Raw genomic sequence first — 17,725 nt, forward strand, 5'->3', positions numbered from 1 at the left:
AGGTCGACTGGCATATTGCTCGCAGAATAAAATTTTAACAAAACAGCAAATCGTAATAAAACCTACAGAACTGGACCAAAAGACATTTATTACCGCACCAACTATCCACTCACAACTAAATTTACTATTAACTTACAAGAAGGGCAAAGGTATATCAGTGCCAATTATTTCATATATGTTTCTCTCGCTTAAACATCACCCAGACGCAATCTTACAAAAGACTCCTCAGGGACTTAAATGTAAGAGTAAGAAGCTAATTGATCTTTTCATATAGTGGACGCCAACAATGACAACGGACCCAGGCATTGGAAAGCACTTAAATACAAATCTAACGCCAATTGTTGAAACAAATGCCGGTCCGATCATCGGCACTAGAGATACAAAATCAGGTGTTTATAAGTTTCTCGGGATACCTTATGCAAGACCTCCAGTGGGAGAGCTGCGTTGGAGTGCACCTGAAGAGCTACCTCCCTGGACAGCTCCATTTCATGCGGAAGAGTTTGGTACGCCAGCCGCACAAAACCCTTCCACCTTGATGGAAGTGCGCGGACGAGATGGAGCCCTCCCGGAAAGTGAGGAATGCCTATATCTCAATATATTTTCTCCACCTATTAAGAACAGTAAAAAGCTCCCTGTCATGTTCTGGATTCATGGAGGCTCTTTCTATATGGGATCTGGTTGCCAACCTATTTACAACGGCAGCTACCTCGCCTCCAGTAGTAGGGTGATTGTGATTACCATCAACTATCGGCTTGGTTCTTTGGGATTTTTAAGGCTAAAGGATATCAGCGATATTCCTTCTACAGGTAACGAGGGACTTCAGGATCAAATTGCTGCCCTCAGATGGGTAAAGAATAACATCTCCGCATTCGGTGGCGATCCCGATAACATTACAATTTTTGGTGAGTCTGCTGGTGCTATGAGCATTGCTTCACTTTTAAACATACCCGAATGTCAAGGCCTTTATTCTCGTGCAATTGTACAAAGCGGCCATCCTAAGGCCCTTCACTCTATTGATCGGGCCAACCATATGGCCGAAGCTTTTATTTCCCATCTAAGAAAAAACTGCGGCGAAAAATCACTTCGAAACTACCCTGTAAAAGATCTTCTTAGAGCTCAGAATGAAATACTCAAAGATCCTCAAATGACTAAACACTGGGGGCAACTTCCCTTTAAACCGGTCATTGACCACAATCTTATAAAGGATAACAAACCTAACGATTTAGCTATTTCAAAAAAAATACCCCTTCTTTTAGGGAGCAATTTAGATGAATGGAACTTATTTAGCGCCCCCAACCCAGAAATATACACCCTAACCTATCAGAAAATCTGTAAGCACTTAGAGTGGTTAATACCCGAGAGCAGCTTAAAGCCAATCATTGATTACTATTACCAGCAGGCATCAATCACAAAAGACAACCTCTGGCCCAAATGGAGTAAGACTTGGAATCTCATGCTTACAGATATGGTATTTACCCTTCCAGGGCTGAGGCATCTAGGTATATATCAAGGAAGCTGTTATCACTACCACTTTACTCAACCACTTGCCGCTCAACCCCTACTGGGCGCTTGCCATGCGGTGGAACTCGGTTATGTCTTTGGAACTCATGGTGAAGATTCCCTTCAGACACTTTATGGCTGTGAAACCAAGGCTCACATGCTAAGTGCTTCCATCCAGGAGGCCTGGTTAAGTTTCGCCGAAAAGGGTGATCCAGGAGTGGATTGGCCCGTTTATTCTGGTATAAACAGCAAGAGATTTGGTCATTACCCAGATGCCAGAAAATTTAACACCCCTGAACTTCTTAGTTTGTGGCAAGATATTCCCGATGAAGTCTTAAATAAGTATCTGTAATTCAGTAGCAATATGATAAAAATTCTACTTGCCCGTCATGGAGAGGCAGCAAAAGGCCCCTCAATTTCAGACCCTACCCTTACTACTCTGGGACATAGACAAGCCTCTCTTCTGGCTCAAAGCCTGCCTAGAGATACGTATCTAGAGTTGGTTAGCAGCCCCAAATTACGCGCTCAACAAACTGCACAACCGTTGGCTGAAAAGTGGGGGCAAATAATTACCATAGAAAGCAGGGTTAGTGAAATACCCACCCCCAAAGGAATCTCGTTACAGCAACGCCTACCTTGGCTACGCTCCTTACTAACTCAGAATTGGGATCCAAACAATAGACAACAAAAGAAATGGCGTAACGAGATCATTAGTTACCTACTAAGTATTCATGAAGATACCATAGTCTTTTGCCACTTCATGGTGATCAATTCTGTAATAGCACACATATTAGAGGACTCTAAAATCCAACAATTCCGGCCTGATTACACATCAATCACCGAACTCAGACTCACCAAAGGAAACCTCAATCTAGTTCAACTTGGCAGAGAGCGTATTAGTAAAATTTCTTAGCTAACAAATTAAGGCTTTTCATAAAACAGAAAATAGGGGCGCTTTATCGCCCCCACATATATTAACTCCTTCAAAGAAACTTACTTAAGACTTTTGCTCACCACTTCAAAAACATCTGCTGATAAACCACCCGCATCAAGAACATGCTGAAGTGCAGCTCTCATTTTTTCAGAAATGGTCTCATTATATTTTTTCCAACGGGTAATCGGAACCACAAGTCGAGCAGCTATTTGAGGATTTAACTTGTCGAGTAAAATCACCTGCTCGGCAACAAAGTGAAATCCACTTCCATCTTCCTTATGGAACTGTTTAAAATTTCTATTAGAAAAACCCCCGATTACCGCCCGAACTTTATTCGGATTTTTAAACTCAAAGGCAGGATGATTCATAAGGTCTTTTACTTTATTCAAAGTGCCGTTTCGAGCACTACCACTTTGTAATCCCAACCAGAGCTCTACAACCTGTGTATCATCTTTCCAGCGCTGATAAAAATCTTGGATGGCAGCATCAGCCTTTTGAGCATCTGCAAAGTTAATCAATGCGCTTAGTGAGGCGGCACTATCGGTCATATTTCCAGCCGTTTCAAATTGCTTTTGCACAAGATTTAGGGCATCACCCTTTTCTGTGGCCGCAAGATAGGTCAAACAGGTATTTTTCAAGCCACGTTCAGCGATATCCTGTGCATTAGGGCTGTAAGGCTTTTGAATATTCAATTCAGAGTATTTCGACCAAAACTCTGGGAATAATGCCTCAGCCAAGGATCTATAAGTAAACTCTCGAGCTGCCACTATAGCTTCAGCATCAATTATGTCGCTCATCTCGGCAATGGATTGCTCACTGGGCAATCTTAATATTTCAGCCACTAAGGCAGGATCCAGTGCGGTATTACTCAGCACATCCCGATACGCCTCAACCAGTTCTGGCTGCAACTGCAATGCCTTCCCATTCCGATAGTCGTTCTGTAGTTTCGAAAGCGCTAAAAAAGCTAGCCGCTGCGAAGCATCCCAGCGATTAAAAGTATCGGAATCGTGGCGCATTAGGAAAATCAACTGTTTTTCAGTATAAGGGTAGCGAACCTTGACTGGTGCTGAAAAACTACGTAATAGTGAAGGTAAAGGCTTTTCTTGAAAGCCACTAAACTGAAATATTTGCTCGGAATTAGTAATTTCAAGTACTTCTTCAGTTGATCCCTCTGTATTCAGGACACAATCATTACCATTCTCGTCCAATAAGCCAATTTTTACTGGTATATGAAGAGGTAGCTTTTCCTCCTGATCAGGTGTTGGTGGGCATGATTGGGAGATTTTAACTCTATAAACTCCCTTGGCCTGATCAAAGTCATCTGTAACATCTAAGACTGGAGTACCAGCCTGACTGTACCAATGCCGAAACTGTGCAAGGTTTACCTGATTGGCATCCTCCATCGCTACAATAAAATCATCACAGGTTACTGCACACCCATCATGGCGTTCGAAATAAAGGTCGCTTCCCTTGCGAAATCTCTCCGGCCCCAACAGGGTATGTAACATCCGAACGACTTCCGCACCTTTTTCGTATACCGTCAACGTGTAGAAATTCGATATTTCCATGTAAGAATCTGGCCGTACCGGGTGGGCCATAGGACCAGCGTCTTCTGCAAACTGATTGGTGCGCAGCAGAGAAACATCCTCGATACGTTTTACTGCTCGGGAATTCATATCTGCAGAAAATTCTGCATCACGAAATACGGTAAAACCTTCTTTTAGACTGAGTTGGAACCAATCTCGGCATGTAACTCTATTTCCAGACCAGTTGTGGAAATATTCATGCCCGACAATAGATTCTATTCTTTGGAAAGCTGAATCAGTTGCAGTCTCCGGGCTCGCCAGTACACAAGCTGAGTTGAATATATTTAACCCCTTATTTTCCATGGCCCCCATATTGAAATGGTCTACCGCCACTACCATAAAAATATCCAGGTCATACTCTCTGCCATACGTTTCTTCATCCCAACGCATGGCTTTTTTCAAGGATCGCATAGCATGATCGCATTTACCGATATTCTTTTCTTCAGTAAAAATCTGCAGTTTGACTACTCGACCACTGCTTGTAGTAAAGGTATCCTCTACATGTTCCAGATCCCCAGCTACCAAAGCAAATAAGTAAGCCGGTTTCGCAAAAGGGTCCTCCCAGGTAGCGAAGTGACGCCCATCGTCACAATACCCCCGATCAATCTGATTACCATTAGAAAGTAATATGGGGTGATCTTTTGGTGCCACTATGGTAGTGGTGAATTTTGACATCACATCCGGTCGATCCGGGTAAAAAGTAATCTTTCGGAACCCTTCCGCCTCGCACTGTGTGCAATACATGCCATTGGATAGGTACAGGCCTTCTAAGGATGTATTGTCCTCAGGATTAATTCGGTTGTGGATCTCAAGTAAGAATTCAGGTTTCTCTACTGAAATGGATAACCCATGGGGTGTTACTTGATAAGTAGGCTGCGAGAGAATGGAGCCATCAATGGCTACAGACAACAACTCTAAATCGATGCCATCCAGCACCAAGGGCGGAAGATCTTTACCGGCTTTAGGATTTCTTCGGATTTTAAGCTGTGATTTCACCAGGGTTGCTTCGGGCTCCAGTTCGAAGTGCAGAACGGTGTTATCCACCAGGTAATCTGGTACTTGATAATCCTCGAGATAAATAGTCTTCGGCTGGGCGTCTTGCATTTTAAAAAATCCTCGATAAGTGCGTTCCCAATGGAACAGTAGGGCGTTATAAGTTGGGGTAAAATATGTCAATACAAGTAAAAAACTCTGTGTATGTTTTACCTCTTCAGAATTTATGCTCTGCGAATCCCCCTCCTTTTCTATCGGTTTCACAGGGCTAAACCTCTCCAAATGCTCAGCCGATACAAGCCTTGCTGCATCGTTTGCTTAGACCCCTAGCGGACACTAGCATTGGTGCAATTTCTTCAGTAGTTACAGTATCTCGTTACTGGTTGCCGAATATGATCAAGGCGACCTTCATTGACCTCTATAGGCTTCAGATTGAGAGGATGACTCAATGGGCAACAAACTTTTTTCCTACCTCTTGATAGCCGCAAGTTTGTTGTTCGCTAGCACCTCAATCCTGGCCTCTAACTTGGATATGGAGCTAAAGTCGCGTATGGATAGCCTTAAAGTGGCATTCATGGAACATAATGGGGAAGCCATCAAGGAAATAATGACAAAAGATGGACTGATAGTTACTCCCTATTACAAGAAACCCTTAACTTCTGAGCAAATTGCTGCGAAATTCGAGGCCTTGGATATCAAAAAGCACCCCTCTTACAAGATCGCTGTAATGCCATTGGGACCTAAAACTGCCTTGATGACTATGTATACCTCTTTTGAAGGCAGCTTTGAAGGTGACCCAGTCTCCTCTTGGCTATTCACATCCAGTATCTGGGTTAAGGAGCAGAACATATGGCGCCTGAAACTATTACAAGAAACCATGACTGATGGCCCATGACCGTACATTCATTTCAATGCTTATTGGCAGTTTAATGAACCATTTCGATCGTTAATAATCCAATTTCCACACGGTATTATCCTGCCAATTTGATAAGATGTCCTTTCTCAAGTACGCAGAAGACGTCACTTACTCACAGACTACTGCGGCTTACTAGCGGTATTACAAAGTTACCTCCGTCCAGGAGTTTAGAGGTTTAGTGTGCGAAAGCCCCGCATTCTTGTCACTACGTTTATAGCATGTGTAATCACCTTATTGGTTGCTAGCTGGTGGAAAAAAGATATTGTTGCCTCACAGCTGATCAATCTGTTTGCTGATGAAATTGTTATTCAGAAACTATCCGGATTGAAGTTGAGTTTTAGGGAAGCCTCTATCGAGCAAGTCCGTCTTCAGTCCAGTCATGATAGCAATCTAGTCCTTAATAAGGTTCAGATCCTCAATCCTTTTCATATAGTTTTTGATCGGGATAATATTCAAGAGGTTGAACTATCTATTGCCGAACTGACCTATCAAAAAGTCAAAGAGACAACCTCTATCATAAATAACCCGTCGATAATTGATCCGAATGAGGAAAGTGCTTTAACTCTAGATAATATTATTCAAGGTATTACCAGATATATGCCTGGAGTGGTGTCCGTAGAAAAAATCACACTTGGCCAGGAATTTAAAGCCGGCCCACTAAGGGTTACTCGAAGCAATACAGAGCTCTTTGTAGAGCTACCATATAATTCCACAGAAACAGGGCAGCTCAATGTCACTCTAATAGCTAATTTAACTTCAAATAGTATAACTGCTAAAGCACAAGTAGCATCTGATTTCTCTGAAGAAGCTTCTCAACTAAAGATAAACATTTCAAGAGTTAACCTTGATCAGTGGGAATTTCACTCGACTGCGAATTCGAACTTAAAGTCTATTGATCCTATTCTAAGTTTTTCTGAGGCGTTGGCTGTATTCCCTTCGAATGGAATGAGCGCAAACGGAAAAATTTCCATTGATACCAAATCTATTATACCAAACAACTTCTTATCCATAGCAAACTATCAGGACACCCTAGTTAAAGTTGAAAGCAATGGACTAGAGTTAACCTTTCTCAGCGAATCTCTTAATAGCAAGATAAAGGCTCGTTTATCGGCTCAATCACCTATAGAACTCAAATTAAAAACTCTCAACCCAGTAAAATTTGAATCTGCTACTGGTTCCGGCTTTATTGAGCTCTCAACGGTTAAAGACGCAGTAACTAAAAGCCATTTAGCAAGCTTAAGATTTAACTCTGCCAACCTCGTGGCCGATCCTAAGCTGCAGGTAACCGGCTCTGTTGATCTGTTTGCTGCAAAACCACTATTAGAATCACAGCTTGTGAAGAAATACTTTCCCTCAGTAACATTTACTAATCTCAAGGGTGAGCTTAACTTCCAAAGTGAAGCTTTTTTGAATCTCACTGGCACTTCGTTCACCGAGCAAGACTGGCTTGAAAAAATTCACTTAACCTTATTACCCAACAGTAAATTACAGCTTGACACAGAAGTCACTGGGCTAAAGGAAGAGTCTCCCTTACTTTCGACCGGATTAGACCATAGTCAGGCTCAAATAGAGATCATGAAGGAGGTTTTACTTATCGGGGAGTCCTCAAAGTCTGATTCCTTTAAATTAAAAGCCACCGAAGGGGCAATTGATGCTCAACTAAAAGCTAAAAACTCTCCTACTTCAATACACGCAAAGATTGAACAAATTCAATGCAGAATGGACGATAATGTCGAATGCATTTTTGACTTAAAAGCTAAGTCACCTGAGTTTATCGACAAGCAGACCGATATTCGTTTAAGCGAAATAAATATAGATTCTAGAGTTCACTTCCTGACAAGTGCTAACACCCAGACTATAAAACTTGAGCAGGTGAAAGCATCATTCGATGAGATAAAGACTAAAGATTTCCACATTAGCCAAGGGGAAATTCAGTCCCCTAATGCCAACTGCAAATTTTCAAAAAATACTACAAGTTGCACCAGTGAGAAATGGAGTAACCAGTTTAATACTTTCACTAGCGAGTATACGACTCTCTCTGGAAATCTCGATGTTAGCAACTTTAAGCTAGCATCCTCACTAGGAAACACAGAGTTCAGTGGCAACTTTGGCAGTAGTAGGCTTGAAATAGAATCACCTGAAAATTATGCCCTGCAGGCCTCTGTTATTGGGTCATTCTCTGTAAACGGAAATAAACTACAAGGGCAAAGCCAGCTAAAGGCCGGCACCTTACAATTTAATTCGAGCTGGCAACATGATCTAGAGCGGGCTAATGGGAGAATTCGATTCTCTTTACCAAAAGTCAATTTTGATTCCAAAACGCCTCTCAGCAAGTCTGTCCGTGGTTTACCTGTAGATATTGTTTCTGGAAGCCTTACTGCCAATGGAACTCTATCCTGGCCCTCAAAGCCAAAGGATACTATTGATATGACCCTTAACAAGGTTGCTGTGGTTTATGATGGTAGTTTTGCTACAGGGATTGACGGGAATATCCTGGTAGAAAACCATGGTGAGCATTGGCTTACACCTGAGCCACAACCTTTGACAATACAATCCATCAACGCTGGTTTACCTTTAAGTAATGTGTCCTTTTCCCTGTTCTTGGACAGAGCTAAAGATCTTGCTTTGAAAGATTTTTCCGCAGAATTTCTCGAAGGAATGTTAAGCTCCAATGCACTATATTGGAATCTGGATAATAAAGAACGCAGCAGTATATTGTACGCAAAGGATGTATCTTTAGAGCAACTAGCTGAGGTAACCGAGTCTGAAAGTTTTAAGGCTAAAGGGCGCCTTAACTTGACCATTCCTGTCACTACTGGTCCCGGTGGGATTACTGTAAAAAATGGCCACCTGGAAGCAATCGAGCCTGGTGGTGAGCTTAGATATTACGGGGCATTCTCTCCGCAAATGCTCGCAAGTAACCCGCAACTTAAATTGATTTCCAACGCTCTTGAAGACTACGATTTCCGCACACTGGAGGGCAATCTGCAATATCCCCCTAGTGGAGACCTACAACTCAACCTAAAACTTGTAGGGCGTAGTGAGTCGATGGACGCAGAGCGAGACCTGATTATTAATCTCAACCTTGAGAATAATATCCCTACGATGTTGCGCTCTTTGCAGGCCAGCCGCGACCTGACCACAGCCCTGGAAAAGCAACTGGACCAATAGGTTAGTAGTAAAGTAGGCTTTCCCCATTCGAGGCAGAAAGGTCGGCTAATTCAGAGCTGGTTAAGGTAGGACCTATACAATAAGCAAATGTGGTCATTCCCGACACAGTTGGCGAACCTGGCCTGAATATTGACGTAACTGCTTAAGTAGCAACAAATATAAGGTGCCAAAGAGGTACCATAAGGAGTATCAGATGAGGGCCAGCCGGCTGATTCCTATAGGACTGCTATACGTTATGGTTGCTGCAGGGTGTACGCCCACTGTGGCAGTAAAGGCCCCTAGTGAGCCGATTACTGTTAACCTGAATGTTAAGATTGAGCATGAAATCCGAGTCAAAGTAGACAAAGATCTTGAAAACCTGTTTGACGACAAGGAAGGCATTTTCTGAGGAGACACAATATGAGTATGTTTAAAAGAGCTCTATTATTGTTGGGCTTGATAGTGGCGTTACCCGCAATGGCGATCTCCCTGGATGAGGCCAAAAAGCAAGGGCTGGTGGGTGAAGCAAATAGCGGCTACATCGCCATCGTAGACGCCAGTTCACCCGAGCTTGAGAAGCTGGTAAAAAAGGTCAATGCTGAGCGCAAGCAGGCATATACCGAAATCGCCAAAAGCAACAATGTGGATATTGCCCAGGTCGCGGCACGTGCTGCAGAGAAACTAGAGGCTCGTTTGTCCCGAGGTGAGTACTATCAGGATAATCTTGGTCGCTGGGTAAGAAAATAAGCTGGACCAGAGGAAATTGTAACTCTAACAAATTACATGACTCTACCAAGCTGTCCCAGGAAACCCCATAGAACACGCCGTTCATGGGGTTTCCTTATCTAGGGGCCAACTTTAAAGATTTCCAAACAGGGATTGCCCATCAAGTCCCTGCTTTTCCATAACTTCCCTTAATCGCTTGAGTGCATCTACTTGGATTTGACGAACCCTTTCACGAGTAAGGCCAATTTCACGCCCAACTTCTTCCAGAGTGCTCGCTTCAAAACCACGCAACCCAAATCGCCTGGAAACAACTTCACACTGCTTGTCTGGAAGCTCACCAAGCCAACGGTTAATGCTGTCGAAAAGATCGCTATCCTGAAGAAGCTCTGCGGGATCAGACTCCTGCTGGTCAGGAATGGTATCAACCAATGTCTTTTCTGAAGAGGGACCTATAGGGGTATCAACGGAAGTGACCCTTTCGTTGAGCCCTAACATCCGCTCAACATCCTCTACAGGTTTCTCCAGCAAGTTAGCAATCTCTTCTGCGGATGGCTCATGATCCAGCTTCTGCGCAAGCTCACGAGATGCTCGAAGGTACACATTTAACTCTTTTACTACGTGAATTGGCAGGCGAATAGTACGAGTCTGATTCATAATGGCTCGTTCTATTGTCTGACGTATCCACCAAGTAGCGTAAGTAGAAAAGCGGAAACCTCGCTCTGGATCGAACTTCTCAACAGCGCGAATTAACCCCAAGTTGCCCTCCTCAATCAGGTCCAGCAAGGCAAGGCCACGACTGACATAGCGACGAGCGATTTTTACAACAAGGCGTAGATTACTCTCAATCATACGCTTTCTTGCCGCAGCATCACCACGCAAAGCCTTGCGAGCGTAATAGACCTCTTCTTCAGCGGTCAGTAGGGGGGAAAAGCCAATTTCATTTAGATAGAGTTGGGTGGCGTCCAGGTTCTTCTGCAAATGGCTATCGCCATCCAACCTGCTAACCCTACTCTTCTCAGTGGGGGAGGATACGGAGTTATTTTTTGCCGTGTTTCTCCGCGTACGGCCACTACCTTTTCCTTCTTTGGGATTTAGTTTCTGCTCATCATTCTCAACCGCCAACTCAGGAGGAAAGTCTTCTGCCTGGCCAGCCGCCAAGGACTGGTCTTGCCGTTGTGCTTCCATTTCCCCTGCTCCTTGTACTTTGCCAATATCAACCGCATAGCATGAGCTCAGAATCGGTCAAAAATACAACCAACAATGTGCACATGTGCGACAGCCACTGAATCGGCTTGACCCTTTGGTCGCCACGATTACGGTGACTACCCCAAGTGGTATTAGTTAAAAGTCCATTTTTATTTGCAGAGCTTTAGAGCACCCTCCCGACTCACGGTAGATACGTAAGAGGGTCCACTGGCTGACCGTTTTTTCGTATTTCAAAGTGGAGCTTGTCGCGGTCGGTACCACTCGAACCCAGTTCCGCTATCCGTTGTCCAGCTTTGACCTTACTACCCTCTTTCACCAGTAACCGGTGATTGTGAGCATAAGCACTGAGGTATACCTCACTGTGCTTAACGATCAGCAGTTTTCCATACCCTCTCAACGCGCTACCAGCGTAGATAACGGTGCCATCAGCTGCTGCCGATACAGATTCTCCCTTTTCACCGGCGATATCAACACCCTTCCTCAAGGGATCTCCAGGGCGGAACTTACTAATGACTTGCCCACTGGCAGGCCAGCGCCAATGAATAGCCCCCGCGTGCTTAGTACTGGGCCGCTGGCGCGTAAAACTTTCCGTTAAAGATTTTTTAGTCTTGGCGGGAATAACTTTCTTTGTGGCTGCCTGTTTAACCACTGATTTTTTAGTGATCACAGAAGGTTTTGATGCAGTTTGGAGCGGTACGTCTCCACTAAGTTTCAAACGTTGACCGGGATAGATACTGTAAGGGTGTTTAATACCATTAATAGCCGCCAACTGCCGGAAGTCTTTACCGTAACGCCAGGCAATGGAATACAGGGTATCCCCGCGGCTCACAGTATGATGGTTGAGGCGGATACTAGGAGGCTGTTTTAGGGAACTGCTGGGTGCCCTGTGGCCGGCACAGGAAACCAGGGCCAGGAGCACTATAGCGACGCCTAATATTTTTAACGGCAAAGTTAAAAAATGACCAATATTAGGGTTATTGTTCCGCCAAAAAAGGCCCTTAACATGTCGTAAAAGATGACATTCCATTATTCTCTTTTTACATCAGATCACGGCATTTATGGAAAAAGTGTCTAAAGAAAAGCTCTAAAAATCTCTGAAAAAGCTTCATAAAAAGCTGCCATACCGAGATATTCCAGATCTTATTGCGGCGTGGCGTAGGATTTTCCTCGTTGCCCCCCGCCAAAATAGTCCACCGCAAGAACCAGTATTGCTGCTGCCAGGGCCGCAATAACTGCCGGCCCCAGACTCGCATTTTCACCAGTTTGGGCCATGAAGTTCGACGGAGACGTATTAGCGAGCAGAGGCGTGAGCTTACTGGAAACTGGTTCAGCGCCATCCATTGGGAGCTTCCAAGGCCAAATTATTTTTAGACTACCCAGTAAAATTCCGGCAAGAAAAGCCAACGTTCTTGCAGCATATTTATGCATCAACCAGGAAAGTAATCGGCTAAAGAGCATAAGTCCCAAAGCTGCTCCAGCAGCGAAATATAATAAATTCGATATTTGCAGCTCATGCACTGCAGTAAGCACCTTAGGGTAGATCCCAATCATGAGCAGGATAAAGGCGCCTGAAATTCCGGGTAATGCCATCGCACAAATAGCCAGTGCCCCTGAAAAAAATAATGTGAGCGGAGTCGCTGGGATATCTCCGGGACGAAGTTCACTGACAGCAACTGCCAGCGCAATCCCCAACAAAAGAAAGACAACCGTCGAAAGAGACCACTTGGGAATATTGCGAAGGATCGGGAAGGTAGAAGCCAACACCAGGCCGAAGAAGAAAGACCAAACCAGAATAGGATATTGCTCCAATAGGCTGCTAATTATCCTTGCCAGACTGAAAATACTGATCAACACCCCTAAAAACAAGGATAACAGGAAGCTGCCATTAATATGCTTCCAAGTTGCCGACAGCCCTTCCTCCCGCAGTATTGTGATACAGTGGGGACCTATCCGGCTCAAAGAGTCGAGTAACTCCTGGTAGATACCAGTAATAAAAGCAATGGTACCCCCGGAAACCCCCGGAACCACATCTGCTGCGCCCATCCCCATTCCACGCAGTACTACGCCCGGGTAACGGCTTTTGAATAACTCACTAAATTTCATCGAACAATACCACTTAGCAGCGGTACAAAACGCACTGCTTCTAGCTTTTCCACATCGAATTGATCAGTATCCTGGCGCCGGGAGATCATCATCAGGTGCTGCTGCTCCGACCCCACCGGAATAACCAAGACACCGTTGGGGCCTAACTGCTGTTTCAGTTCATCGGGGATTGTCGAAGGAGCCGCTGCTGCCAGGATTGCATCGTAGGGGCCTTTTTCCGGCCAACCAAAACCACCACTACTGAGATTGTATTCAATATTCTGGTATCCCAGCTCGGTCAGGCGCTGTCGGGCCTTATCCAATAGCGGTTCGACACGCTCGACAGAAAAAAGTTGTTCAACCAGTCGAGAGAGTATGGCGGTTTGATAGCCGGAACCAGTGCCTACCTCCAAAACCCGGTGCAGGGACTTGGCTCTACTCAGTAGCAATTCCGTCATACGGGCAACGATATAGGGTTGGGATATCGTCTGACCATAACCTATTGGCAGGGCGGTATCCTCATAGGCGCGGATCGCCAGGGCTTCATCCAGAAACAAATGCCTTGGGGTTGAAGCCATTACCTCGAGGACTTCTTCATTGCTAATACCCTCATCCCGCAATCGCTGGATCAAGCGATTACGGGTGCGCTGGGAGGTCATTCCCAAGCCTTCGTGTCTCAAGCGGTCCATAAGCTGTTTAATTCCATCCCCTGTATAACTCTCTCGCTTTCAGCCACAAATTTTATGTGTCCGAGTTCACATTGACCAGCTGTGCCACCTCCCTGAGTAGGGCTGTTGCAAATGCGCCGGGCGGTAAAGCAAACTCCAAAAGGAGGTCGTCAGACTGCCACTCAAAACGAAAGGCCTCCGGGCGGAGAATCAGAGGTCTGCGCTCCTGCTTGAGCCCGCAATGCTCCAGCCAGTTACACCAAGCCTGCCATTTCTCTAATACTCGCTGCTCTATTTCGCCTTGAGGACCCAAGGCGAGGTTCCTGCCGCGCCCCCACAGAGGGCCACTTGACTCACTTTGCGGTTCACCCTCAAGGCTTTGCTGCCAGTTATCGATAGTAACTCTCTCAGCCAATATCTGATTAAACAGCCAGCTGCGTGCAGCCGACATCGCGAAGGCCTTTTCACTCTTGCGGCAACGCCCCTCTTCTTCTGCCAGATTACGTACCAAATCCAGGTTGCCGCCATTAATACCGAAGCGCTGCTCACCAAAATAATTTGGCACTCCACCGCCAATTTGCTCAAGTACCTTTTCCGCAGCCGTCCGATCTCCGCAGACGTTGCGAAGACGAATTTTAAACCGATTACCAGCATGCTCACCGCGACGCAGCTTACGGGCACCCCTGAAAAACTGCAGAAGTGAAACCTCATCACTATTGATCTGTGACCAGTCCACCTCTGGCTTCTGTCCGAGCCAAACACTAAACCACTGCGTGGTTACTGCATGCCGATCCTTTAGCCCAAAGTAGCTCACATCCAGAGGACGTACTCCGGCGAGTTTAGCCAGTTGCTTTGCCACCCAGGCAGTGTTGGCACCCCGCTTCTTGATATGCAGGTAGACATGCTCGCCATCCTCTGATGGCTCGGGAAATGCCAGCTCATCGACAACAAAATCTTCCGCAACCGTACGGAAATCAGCGGAGATTGCCGCCCCACCCAAAGCGCGGGGCCAATTCAGATTCCAAACCTCAGACATCACTTCGCTCAATTAACACAACGGCCTGAGCCGCAATTCCTTCGCCCCGACCGGTAAAACCAAGTTTCTCCGTAGTCGTTGCTTTCACACTGATATCAGCGACATCCACGCCACAGTCCGCGGCAATGTTGTCACGCATGGCTTCGATATGAGGAGCCATCTTGGGTGCCTGGGCAACCAGTGTGGTATCCGCGTTCACCAGGCGATATCCCTTTTCTCTAAGAAGGGCCATAACATGCTGCAAAAGGATACGGCTATCAGCACCACTATAGCGCTCATCCGTATCGGGAAAATGATGACCGATATCACCGAGGGCCAAAGTACCAAGGAGTGCATCGCACAAGGCATGTAGCAACACGTCCCCATCAGAATGGGCCTTTAAACCAAAGCTATGGGGGATTTTTACTCCACCAAGCACAACATGATCACCAGGGCCAAACGCATGGACGTCAAAGCCCTGGCCAACTCGAAAACTCACTATCGATGATCCTCTGTGGGAGCGTAGCGCAGGCGTAAAATGGTCTCTGCCACTACAATATCGGTGGGATGGGTCACTTTGATATTGTCGCTCCGCCCTTCAACAAGTTGGGGAGAGTGACCAAAAATTTCCAGGGCACTGGCTTCGTCGGTAACAGCTTCATCTTGCTGTAAGGCCTGGCTAAGACAGGAGCGCAGTAGCTCAAGAGGGGCTCGCTGGGGGGTCTGCGCAAGCCAGACCTGTTTGCGATCCAGGGTTTGCTCAACACATTGAATGCCGCCTATCTCACGGCTTCGCTTGACTGTATCGCTGGCGGGACGCGCCAACAGTGCAGTCTGTGCAACCTGGCTATCCAACAGTGCATGAATGTCTTCCAATGCAACACATGGCCTCGCGGCATCGTGTACCAGCACTGGGGTATCTGCCTGCTCCCGTTGGGCGAGAAACTCCAAGGCCGAGAGGACAGAATCTGCCCGCTCAACACCACCAATCACGGTATGTATTAGCGGGTGTGAAGCTTCTTTCAGGTGTGGAAAAAATGCATCATCTTTTGATAAGGCCACAACAACACCAGCGAGCCCCGGCCAGGTTAAAATATTTCGCAGGGTGAGGGACAACAAGGGGCGCCCCAATAATGGTAAATACTGTTTGGGACGGTCTGCCCCCATGCGTTTACCAATGCCTGCAGCGGGTACAATCACCCAATAATCTGTAATCACTTTTTAGCCTCTTCCGAATCCAGGAAGATAAACAGGGTTTCCCCTTCTTTAATCAACCCCAGATCATAGCGTGCCTTGGCTTCGACACCATCAGTGCCCTCTTTCAGGCTTCGCACTTCCCTCAACAACTGGCGGTTTTCCCGCGCCAAAGCTGCATTTTTTTCCTGTTGTTGAGCGAGTTGTCGTTTGAGACGGGTAACTTCGGCAAGACTGCCATCACCGACCCAGAGACGATACTGAGTGGCAAGCAGAATAAAGGTAAGAATTCCCAGCAGCCATTTCATACGAGATTACGATATTTCGCTTGTTCGTATTAGAGGTATTGCAGAGGAAGCCCTCTGCAATACCCGTGTGCAATTCAAAAGTTGATTATTTGAATTCAGCACGGCCGCGGTATGGTGCAGAACCATTCAATTCAGCTTCGATACGCAGCAGGCGGTTGTACTTGGCTACGCGATCGGAGCGGCACAGGGAGCCGGTTTTAATCTGACCGGCAGCGGTAGCTACAGCCAAGTCGGCAATAGTGGTGTCTTCTGTTTCACCGGAGCGGTGAGAGATCACAGCGGTGTAGCCGGCATCTTTAGCCATCTTGATCGCATCCAGAGTCTCGGACAGGGAGCCGATCTGATTGAATTTGATCAGAATAGAATTACCCACACCTTTCTCGATACCTTCTTTGAGGATCTTGGTGTTGGTTACGAACAGGTCGTCACCTACCAGCTGTACTTTGTCACCAATCTTATCGGTGAGCACTTTCCAACCATCCCAATCGCTTTCATCCATGCCATCTTCGATTGACAGGATCGGATAGTTTGCGGAAAGCTCGGCCAGGTAGCTGGCGAAACCTTCGCTATCGAACTGCTTGCCTTCACCTGCCAGGTCATACTTTCCATCTTTGTAGAATTCAGAGGAAGCGCAGTCCAGAGCCAGGGTAATGTCATCACCCAGGGTGTAACCGGCTTTCTCCACGGCTTCAGCAATGACTTTCAGAGCAGCTTCGTTGGAAGGCAGGTTCGGAGCAAAACCACCTTCGTCGCCAACAGCGGTGCTGAGGCCGTTGCTAGACAGTACTTTTTTCAGTGAGTGGAAAATCTCAGCACCCTGACGCAGAGCTTCGGAAAAAGACTCAGCCTTAACCGGTTGCACCATAAATTCCTGAATATCTACATTGTTGTCGGCGTGCTCACCACCGTTGAGAATATTCATCATCGGCACCGGCATGGTGTATTGACCGGGAGTGCCATTCACTTCGGCAATATGCTGATACAGCGGGATTTTCTTGGAAGCTGCTGCAGCCTTGGCTGCCGCCAGGGAAACTGCCAGGATGGCATTGGCACCCAGCTTGGCTTTGTTTTCAGTACCATCGGCATCGATCATCGCTTTATCCAGGGCACGCTGATCGGTTGCATCCATACCTTTAAGCAGGTCGGCAATAGTCGTGTTGATATTCTCAACCGCCTTCAATACCCCTTTGCCAAGGTAACGACTCTTATCGCCATCGCGCAATTCCAGAGCTTCGCGAGAACCGGTAGAGGCGCCAGAAGGAGCGCAGGCGGAACCAATGGAACCATCTTCCAGAATTACATCGGCTTCAACGGTAGGGTTTCCGCGGGAATCCAGCACTTCATAGGCTTTAACAGCGACAATCTTGCTCATTAACAATGGGCTCCGTATTGGTACTAACTAAACTTGTTACTTATTAAAAATAGGTAATTACTGTAAGAAATTTAC

General features: G+C 46.1%; 16 protein-coding genes. 6 read left to right on the top strand and 10 right to left on the bottom strand.

The genetic code is table 11. The annotated features are described in order from the left end of the window. Window positions 1-286: 286 nt before the first annotated feature. A complete protein-coding gene (locus tag LC073_RS07935) occupies window positions 287-1,852 on the top strand; it encodes a carboxylesterase/lipase family protein (protein WP_226645868.1) in 1,566 nt (521 codons plus the stop codon). A 12-nt stretch (window positions 1,853-1,864) separates the two neighbouring features. Then, window positions 1,865-2,413: a histidine phosphatase family protein gene (locus LC073_RS07940; protein WP_226645869.1), complete on the top strand. Its 549-nt coding sequence runs from the start codon at window positions 1,865-1,867 to the stop codon at window positions 2,411-2,413. Between the two features lie 80 nt (window positions 2,414-2,493). On the opposite strand, the gene pepN is transcribed toward LC073_RS07940, so the two are convergent. Next, the gene (gene pepN / locus LC073_RS07945; protein WP_226646204.1) at window positions 2,494-5,124 is read right to left on the bottom strand and encodes an aminopeptidase N; all 2,631 of its coding nucleotides are present in this window, start codon (window positions 5,122-5,124) and stop codon (window positions 2,494-2,496) included. A 337-nt stretch (window positions 5,125-5,461) separates the two neighbouring features. On the opposite strand from pepN, the gene LC073_RS07950 reads away from it, so the two are divergent. The 4 genes from LC073_RS07950 (at window position 5,462) to LC073_RS07965 (ending at window position 9,826) form a co-directional block, all read left to right on the top strand. Continuing rightward, entirely contained in the window at window positions 5,462-5,908 is a 447-nt protein-coding gene (locus tag LC073_RS07950; protein ID WP_226645870.1) for a nuclear transport factor 2 family protein, read from the top strand. 201 nt (window positions 5,909-6,109) lie between these two features. Further along, window positions 6,110-9,100, top strand: a complete 2,991-nt coding sequence (locus tag LC073_RS21805) for a YdbH domain-containing protein (RefSeq protein WP_226645871.1) — start codon at window positions 6,110-6,112, stop codon at window positions 9,098-9,100. Between the two features lie 193 nt (window positions 9,101-9,293). Next, on the top strand, window positions 9,294-9,488 hold the full coding sequence (locus tag LC073_RS07960; protein WP_152454390.1) for a YnbE family lipoprotein: 195 nt from the start codon (window positions 9,294-9,296) through the stop codon (window positions 9,486-9,488). Window positions 9,489-9,499: 11 nt separating this feature from the next. Beyond that, window positions 9,500-9,826, top strand: coding sequence for a YdbL family protein (locus LC073_RS07965; protein ID WP_226645874.1), 327 nt, complete (start codon window positions 9,500-9,502; stop codon window positions 9,824-9,826). A 111-nt stretch (window positions 9,827-9,937) separates the two neighbouring features. Here the strand turns inward: LC073_RS07965 and rpoS are convergent, their stop codons facing one another. The 9 genes from rpoS to eno form a co-directional block, all read right to left on the bottom strand. Next, window positions 9,938-10,990 carry an RNA polymerase sigma factor RpoS gene (gene rpoS, locus LC073_RS07970; protein ID WP_226645876.1) on the bottom strand — a complete coding sequence of 351 codons (1,053 nt, stop codon included), beginning with the start codon at window positions 10,988-10,990 and terminating at the stop codon, window positions 9,938-9,940. A 202-nt stretch (window positions 10,991-11,192) separates the two neighbouring features. Beyond that, window positions 11,193-11,930: a peptidoglycan DD-metalloendopeptidase family protein gene (locus tag LC073_RS07975; RefSeq protein WP_226645879.1), complete on the bottom strand. Its 738-nt coding sequence runs from the start codon at window positions 11,928-11,930 to the stop codon at window positions 11,193-11,195. Between the two features lie 221 nt (window positions 11,931-12,151). Then, window positions 12,152-13,114, bottom strand: coding sequence for a DUF368 domain-containing protein (locus tag LC073_RS07980; protein ID WP_226645881.1), 963 nt, complete (start codon window positions 13,112-13,114; stop codon window positions 12,152-12,154). Further along, the gene (locus tag LC073_RS07985; protein WP_226645883.1) at window positions 13,111-13,782 is read right to left on the bottom strand and encodes a protein-L-isoaspartate(D-aspartate) O-methyltransferase; all 672 of its coding nucleotides are present in this window, start codon (window positions 13,780-13,782) and stop codon (window positions 13,111-13,113) included. The genes LC073_RS07980 and LC073_RS07985 overlap by 4 nt, the downstream gene beginning before the upstream one ends. 52 nt (window positions 13,783-13,834) lie before the next feature. Beyond that, a complete protein-coding gene (gene truD, locus LC073_RS07990) occupies window positions 13,835-14,797 on the bottom strand; it encodes a tRNA pseudouridine(13) synthase TruD (RefSeq protein WP_226645884.1) in 963 nt (320 codons plus the stop codon). Continuing rightward, window positions 14,790-15,275 (bottom strand): 2-C-methyl-D-erythritol 2,4-cyclodiphosphate synthase, encoded by a 486-nt coding sequence (ispF, locus tag LC073_RS07995; RefSeq protein WP_226645886.1) that lies wholly within the window; start codon window positions 15,273-15,275, stop codon window positions 14,790-14,792. Before ispF ends, truD begins: the two co-directional genes overlap by 8 nt. Continuing rightward, window positions 15,275-15,994, bottom strand: coding sequence for a 2-C-methyl-D-erythritol 4-phosphate cytidylyltransferase (gene ispD / locus LC073_RS08000; RefSeq protein ID WP_226645887.1), 720 nt, complete (start codon window positions 15,992-15,994; stop codon window positions 15,275-15,277). The genes ispF and ispD overlap by 1 nt, the downstream gene beginning before the upstream one ends. Beyond that, entirely contained in the window at window positions 15,991-16,278 is a 288-nt protein-coding gene (locus tag LC073_RS08005) for a septum formation initiator family protein (RefSeq protein ID WP_226645888.1), read from the bottom strand. The genes ispD and LC073_RS08005 overlap by 4 nt, the downstream gene beginning before the upstream one ends. Before the next feature lie 85 nt (window positions 16,279-16,363). After that, window positions 16,364-17,650 (bottom strand): phosphopyruvate hydratase, encoded by a 1,287-nt coding sequence (eno, locus tag LC073_RS08010; protein ID WP_226645889.1) that lies wholly within the window; start codon window positions 17,648-17,650, stop codon window positions 16,364-16,366. Between the last annotated feature and the right edge of the window lie 75 nt (window positions 17,651-17,725).

The sequence above is a fragment of the Microbulbifer variabilis genome (assembly GCF_020524905.1).
Taxonomy (GTDB): Bacteria; Pseudomonadota; Gammaproteobacteria; order Pseudomonadales; family Cellvibrionaceae; genus Microbulbifer; species Microbulbifer variabilis_A.

Excerpts from the sequence above, each read along its gene's own strand:
- LC073_RS07935 (WP_226645868.1), top strand. The coding sequence starts at position 287 with ATGACAACGGACCCAGGCATTGGAAAGCACTTAAATACAAATCTAACG.
- LC073_RS07940 (WP_226645869.1), top strand. The coding sequence starts at position 1,865 with ATGATAAAAATTCTACTTGCCCGTCATGGAGAGGCAGCAAAAGGCCCC.
- pepN (WP_226646204.1), bottom strand. The coding sequence starts at position 5,124 with ATGCAAGACGCCCAGCCGAAGACTATTTATCTCGAGGATTATCAAGTA.
- LC073_RS07950 (WP_226645870.1), top strand. The coding sequence starts at position 5,462 with ATGGGCAACAAACTTTTTTCCTACCTCTTGATAGCCGCAAGTTTGTTG.
- LC073_RS07960 (WP_152454390.1), top strand. The coding sequence starts at position 9,294 with ATGAGGGCCAGCCGGCTGATTCCTATAGGACTGCTATACGTTATGGTT.
- LC073_RS07965 (WP_226645874.1), top strand. The coding sequence starts at position 9,500 with ATGAGTATGTTTAAAAGAGCTCTATTATTGTTGGGCTTGATAGTGGCG.
- rpoS (WP_226645876.1), bottom strand. The coding sequence starts at position 10,990 with ATGGAAGCACAACGGCAAGACCAGTCCTTGGCGGCTGGCCAGGCAGAA.
- LC073_RS07980 (WP_226645881.1), bottom strand. The coding sequence starts at position 13,114 with ATGAAATTTAGTGAGTTATTCAAAAGCCGTTACCCGGGCGTAGTACTG.
- LC073_RS07985 (WP_226645883.1), bottom strand. The coding sequence starts at position 13,782 with ATGGACCGCTTGAGACACGAAGGCTTGGGAATGACCTCCCAGCGCACC.
- truD (WP_226645884.1), bottom strand. The coding sequence starts at position 14,797 with ATGTCTGAGGTTTGGAATCTGAATTGGCCCCGCGCTTTGGGTGGGGCG.
- LC073_RS08005 (WP_226645888.1), bottom strand. The coding sequence starts at position 16,278 with ATGAAATGGCTGCTGGGAATTCTTACCTTTATTCTGCTTGCCACTCAG.
- eno (WP_226645889.1), bottom strand. The coding sequence starts at position 17,650 with ATGAGCAAGATTGTCGCTGTTAAAGCCTATGAAGTGCTGGATTCCCGC.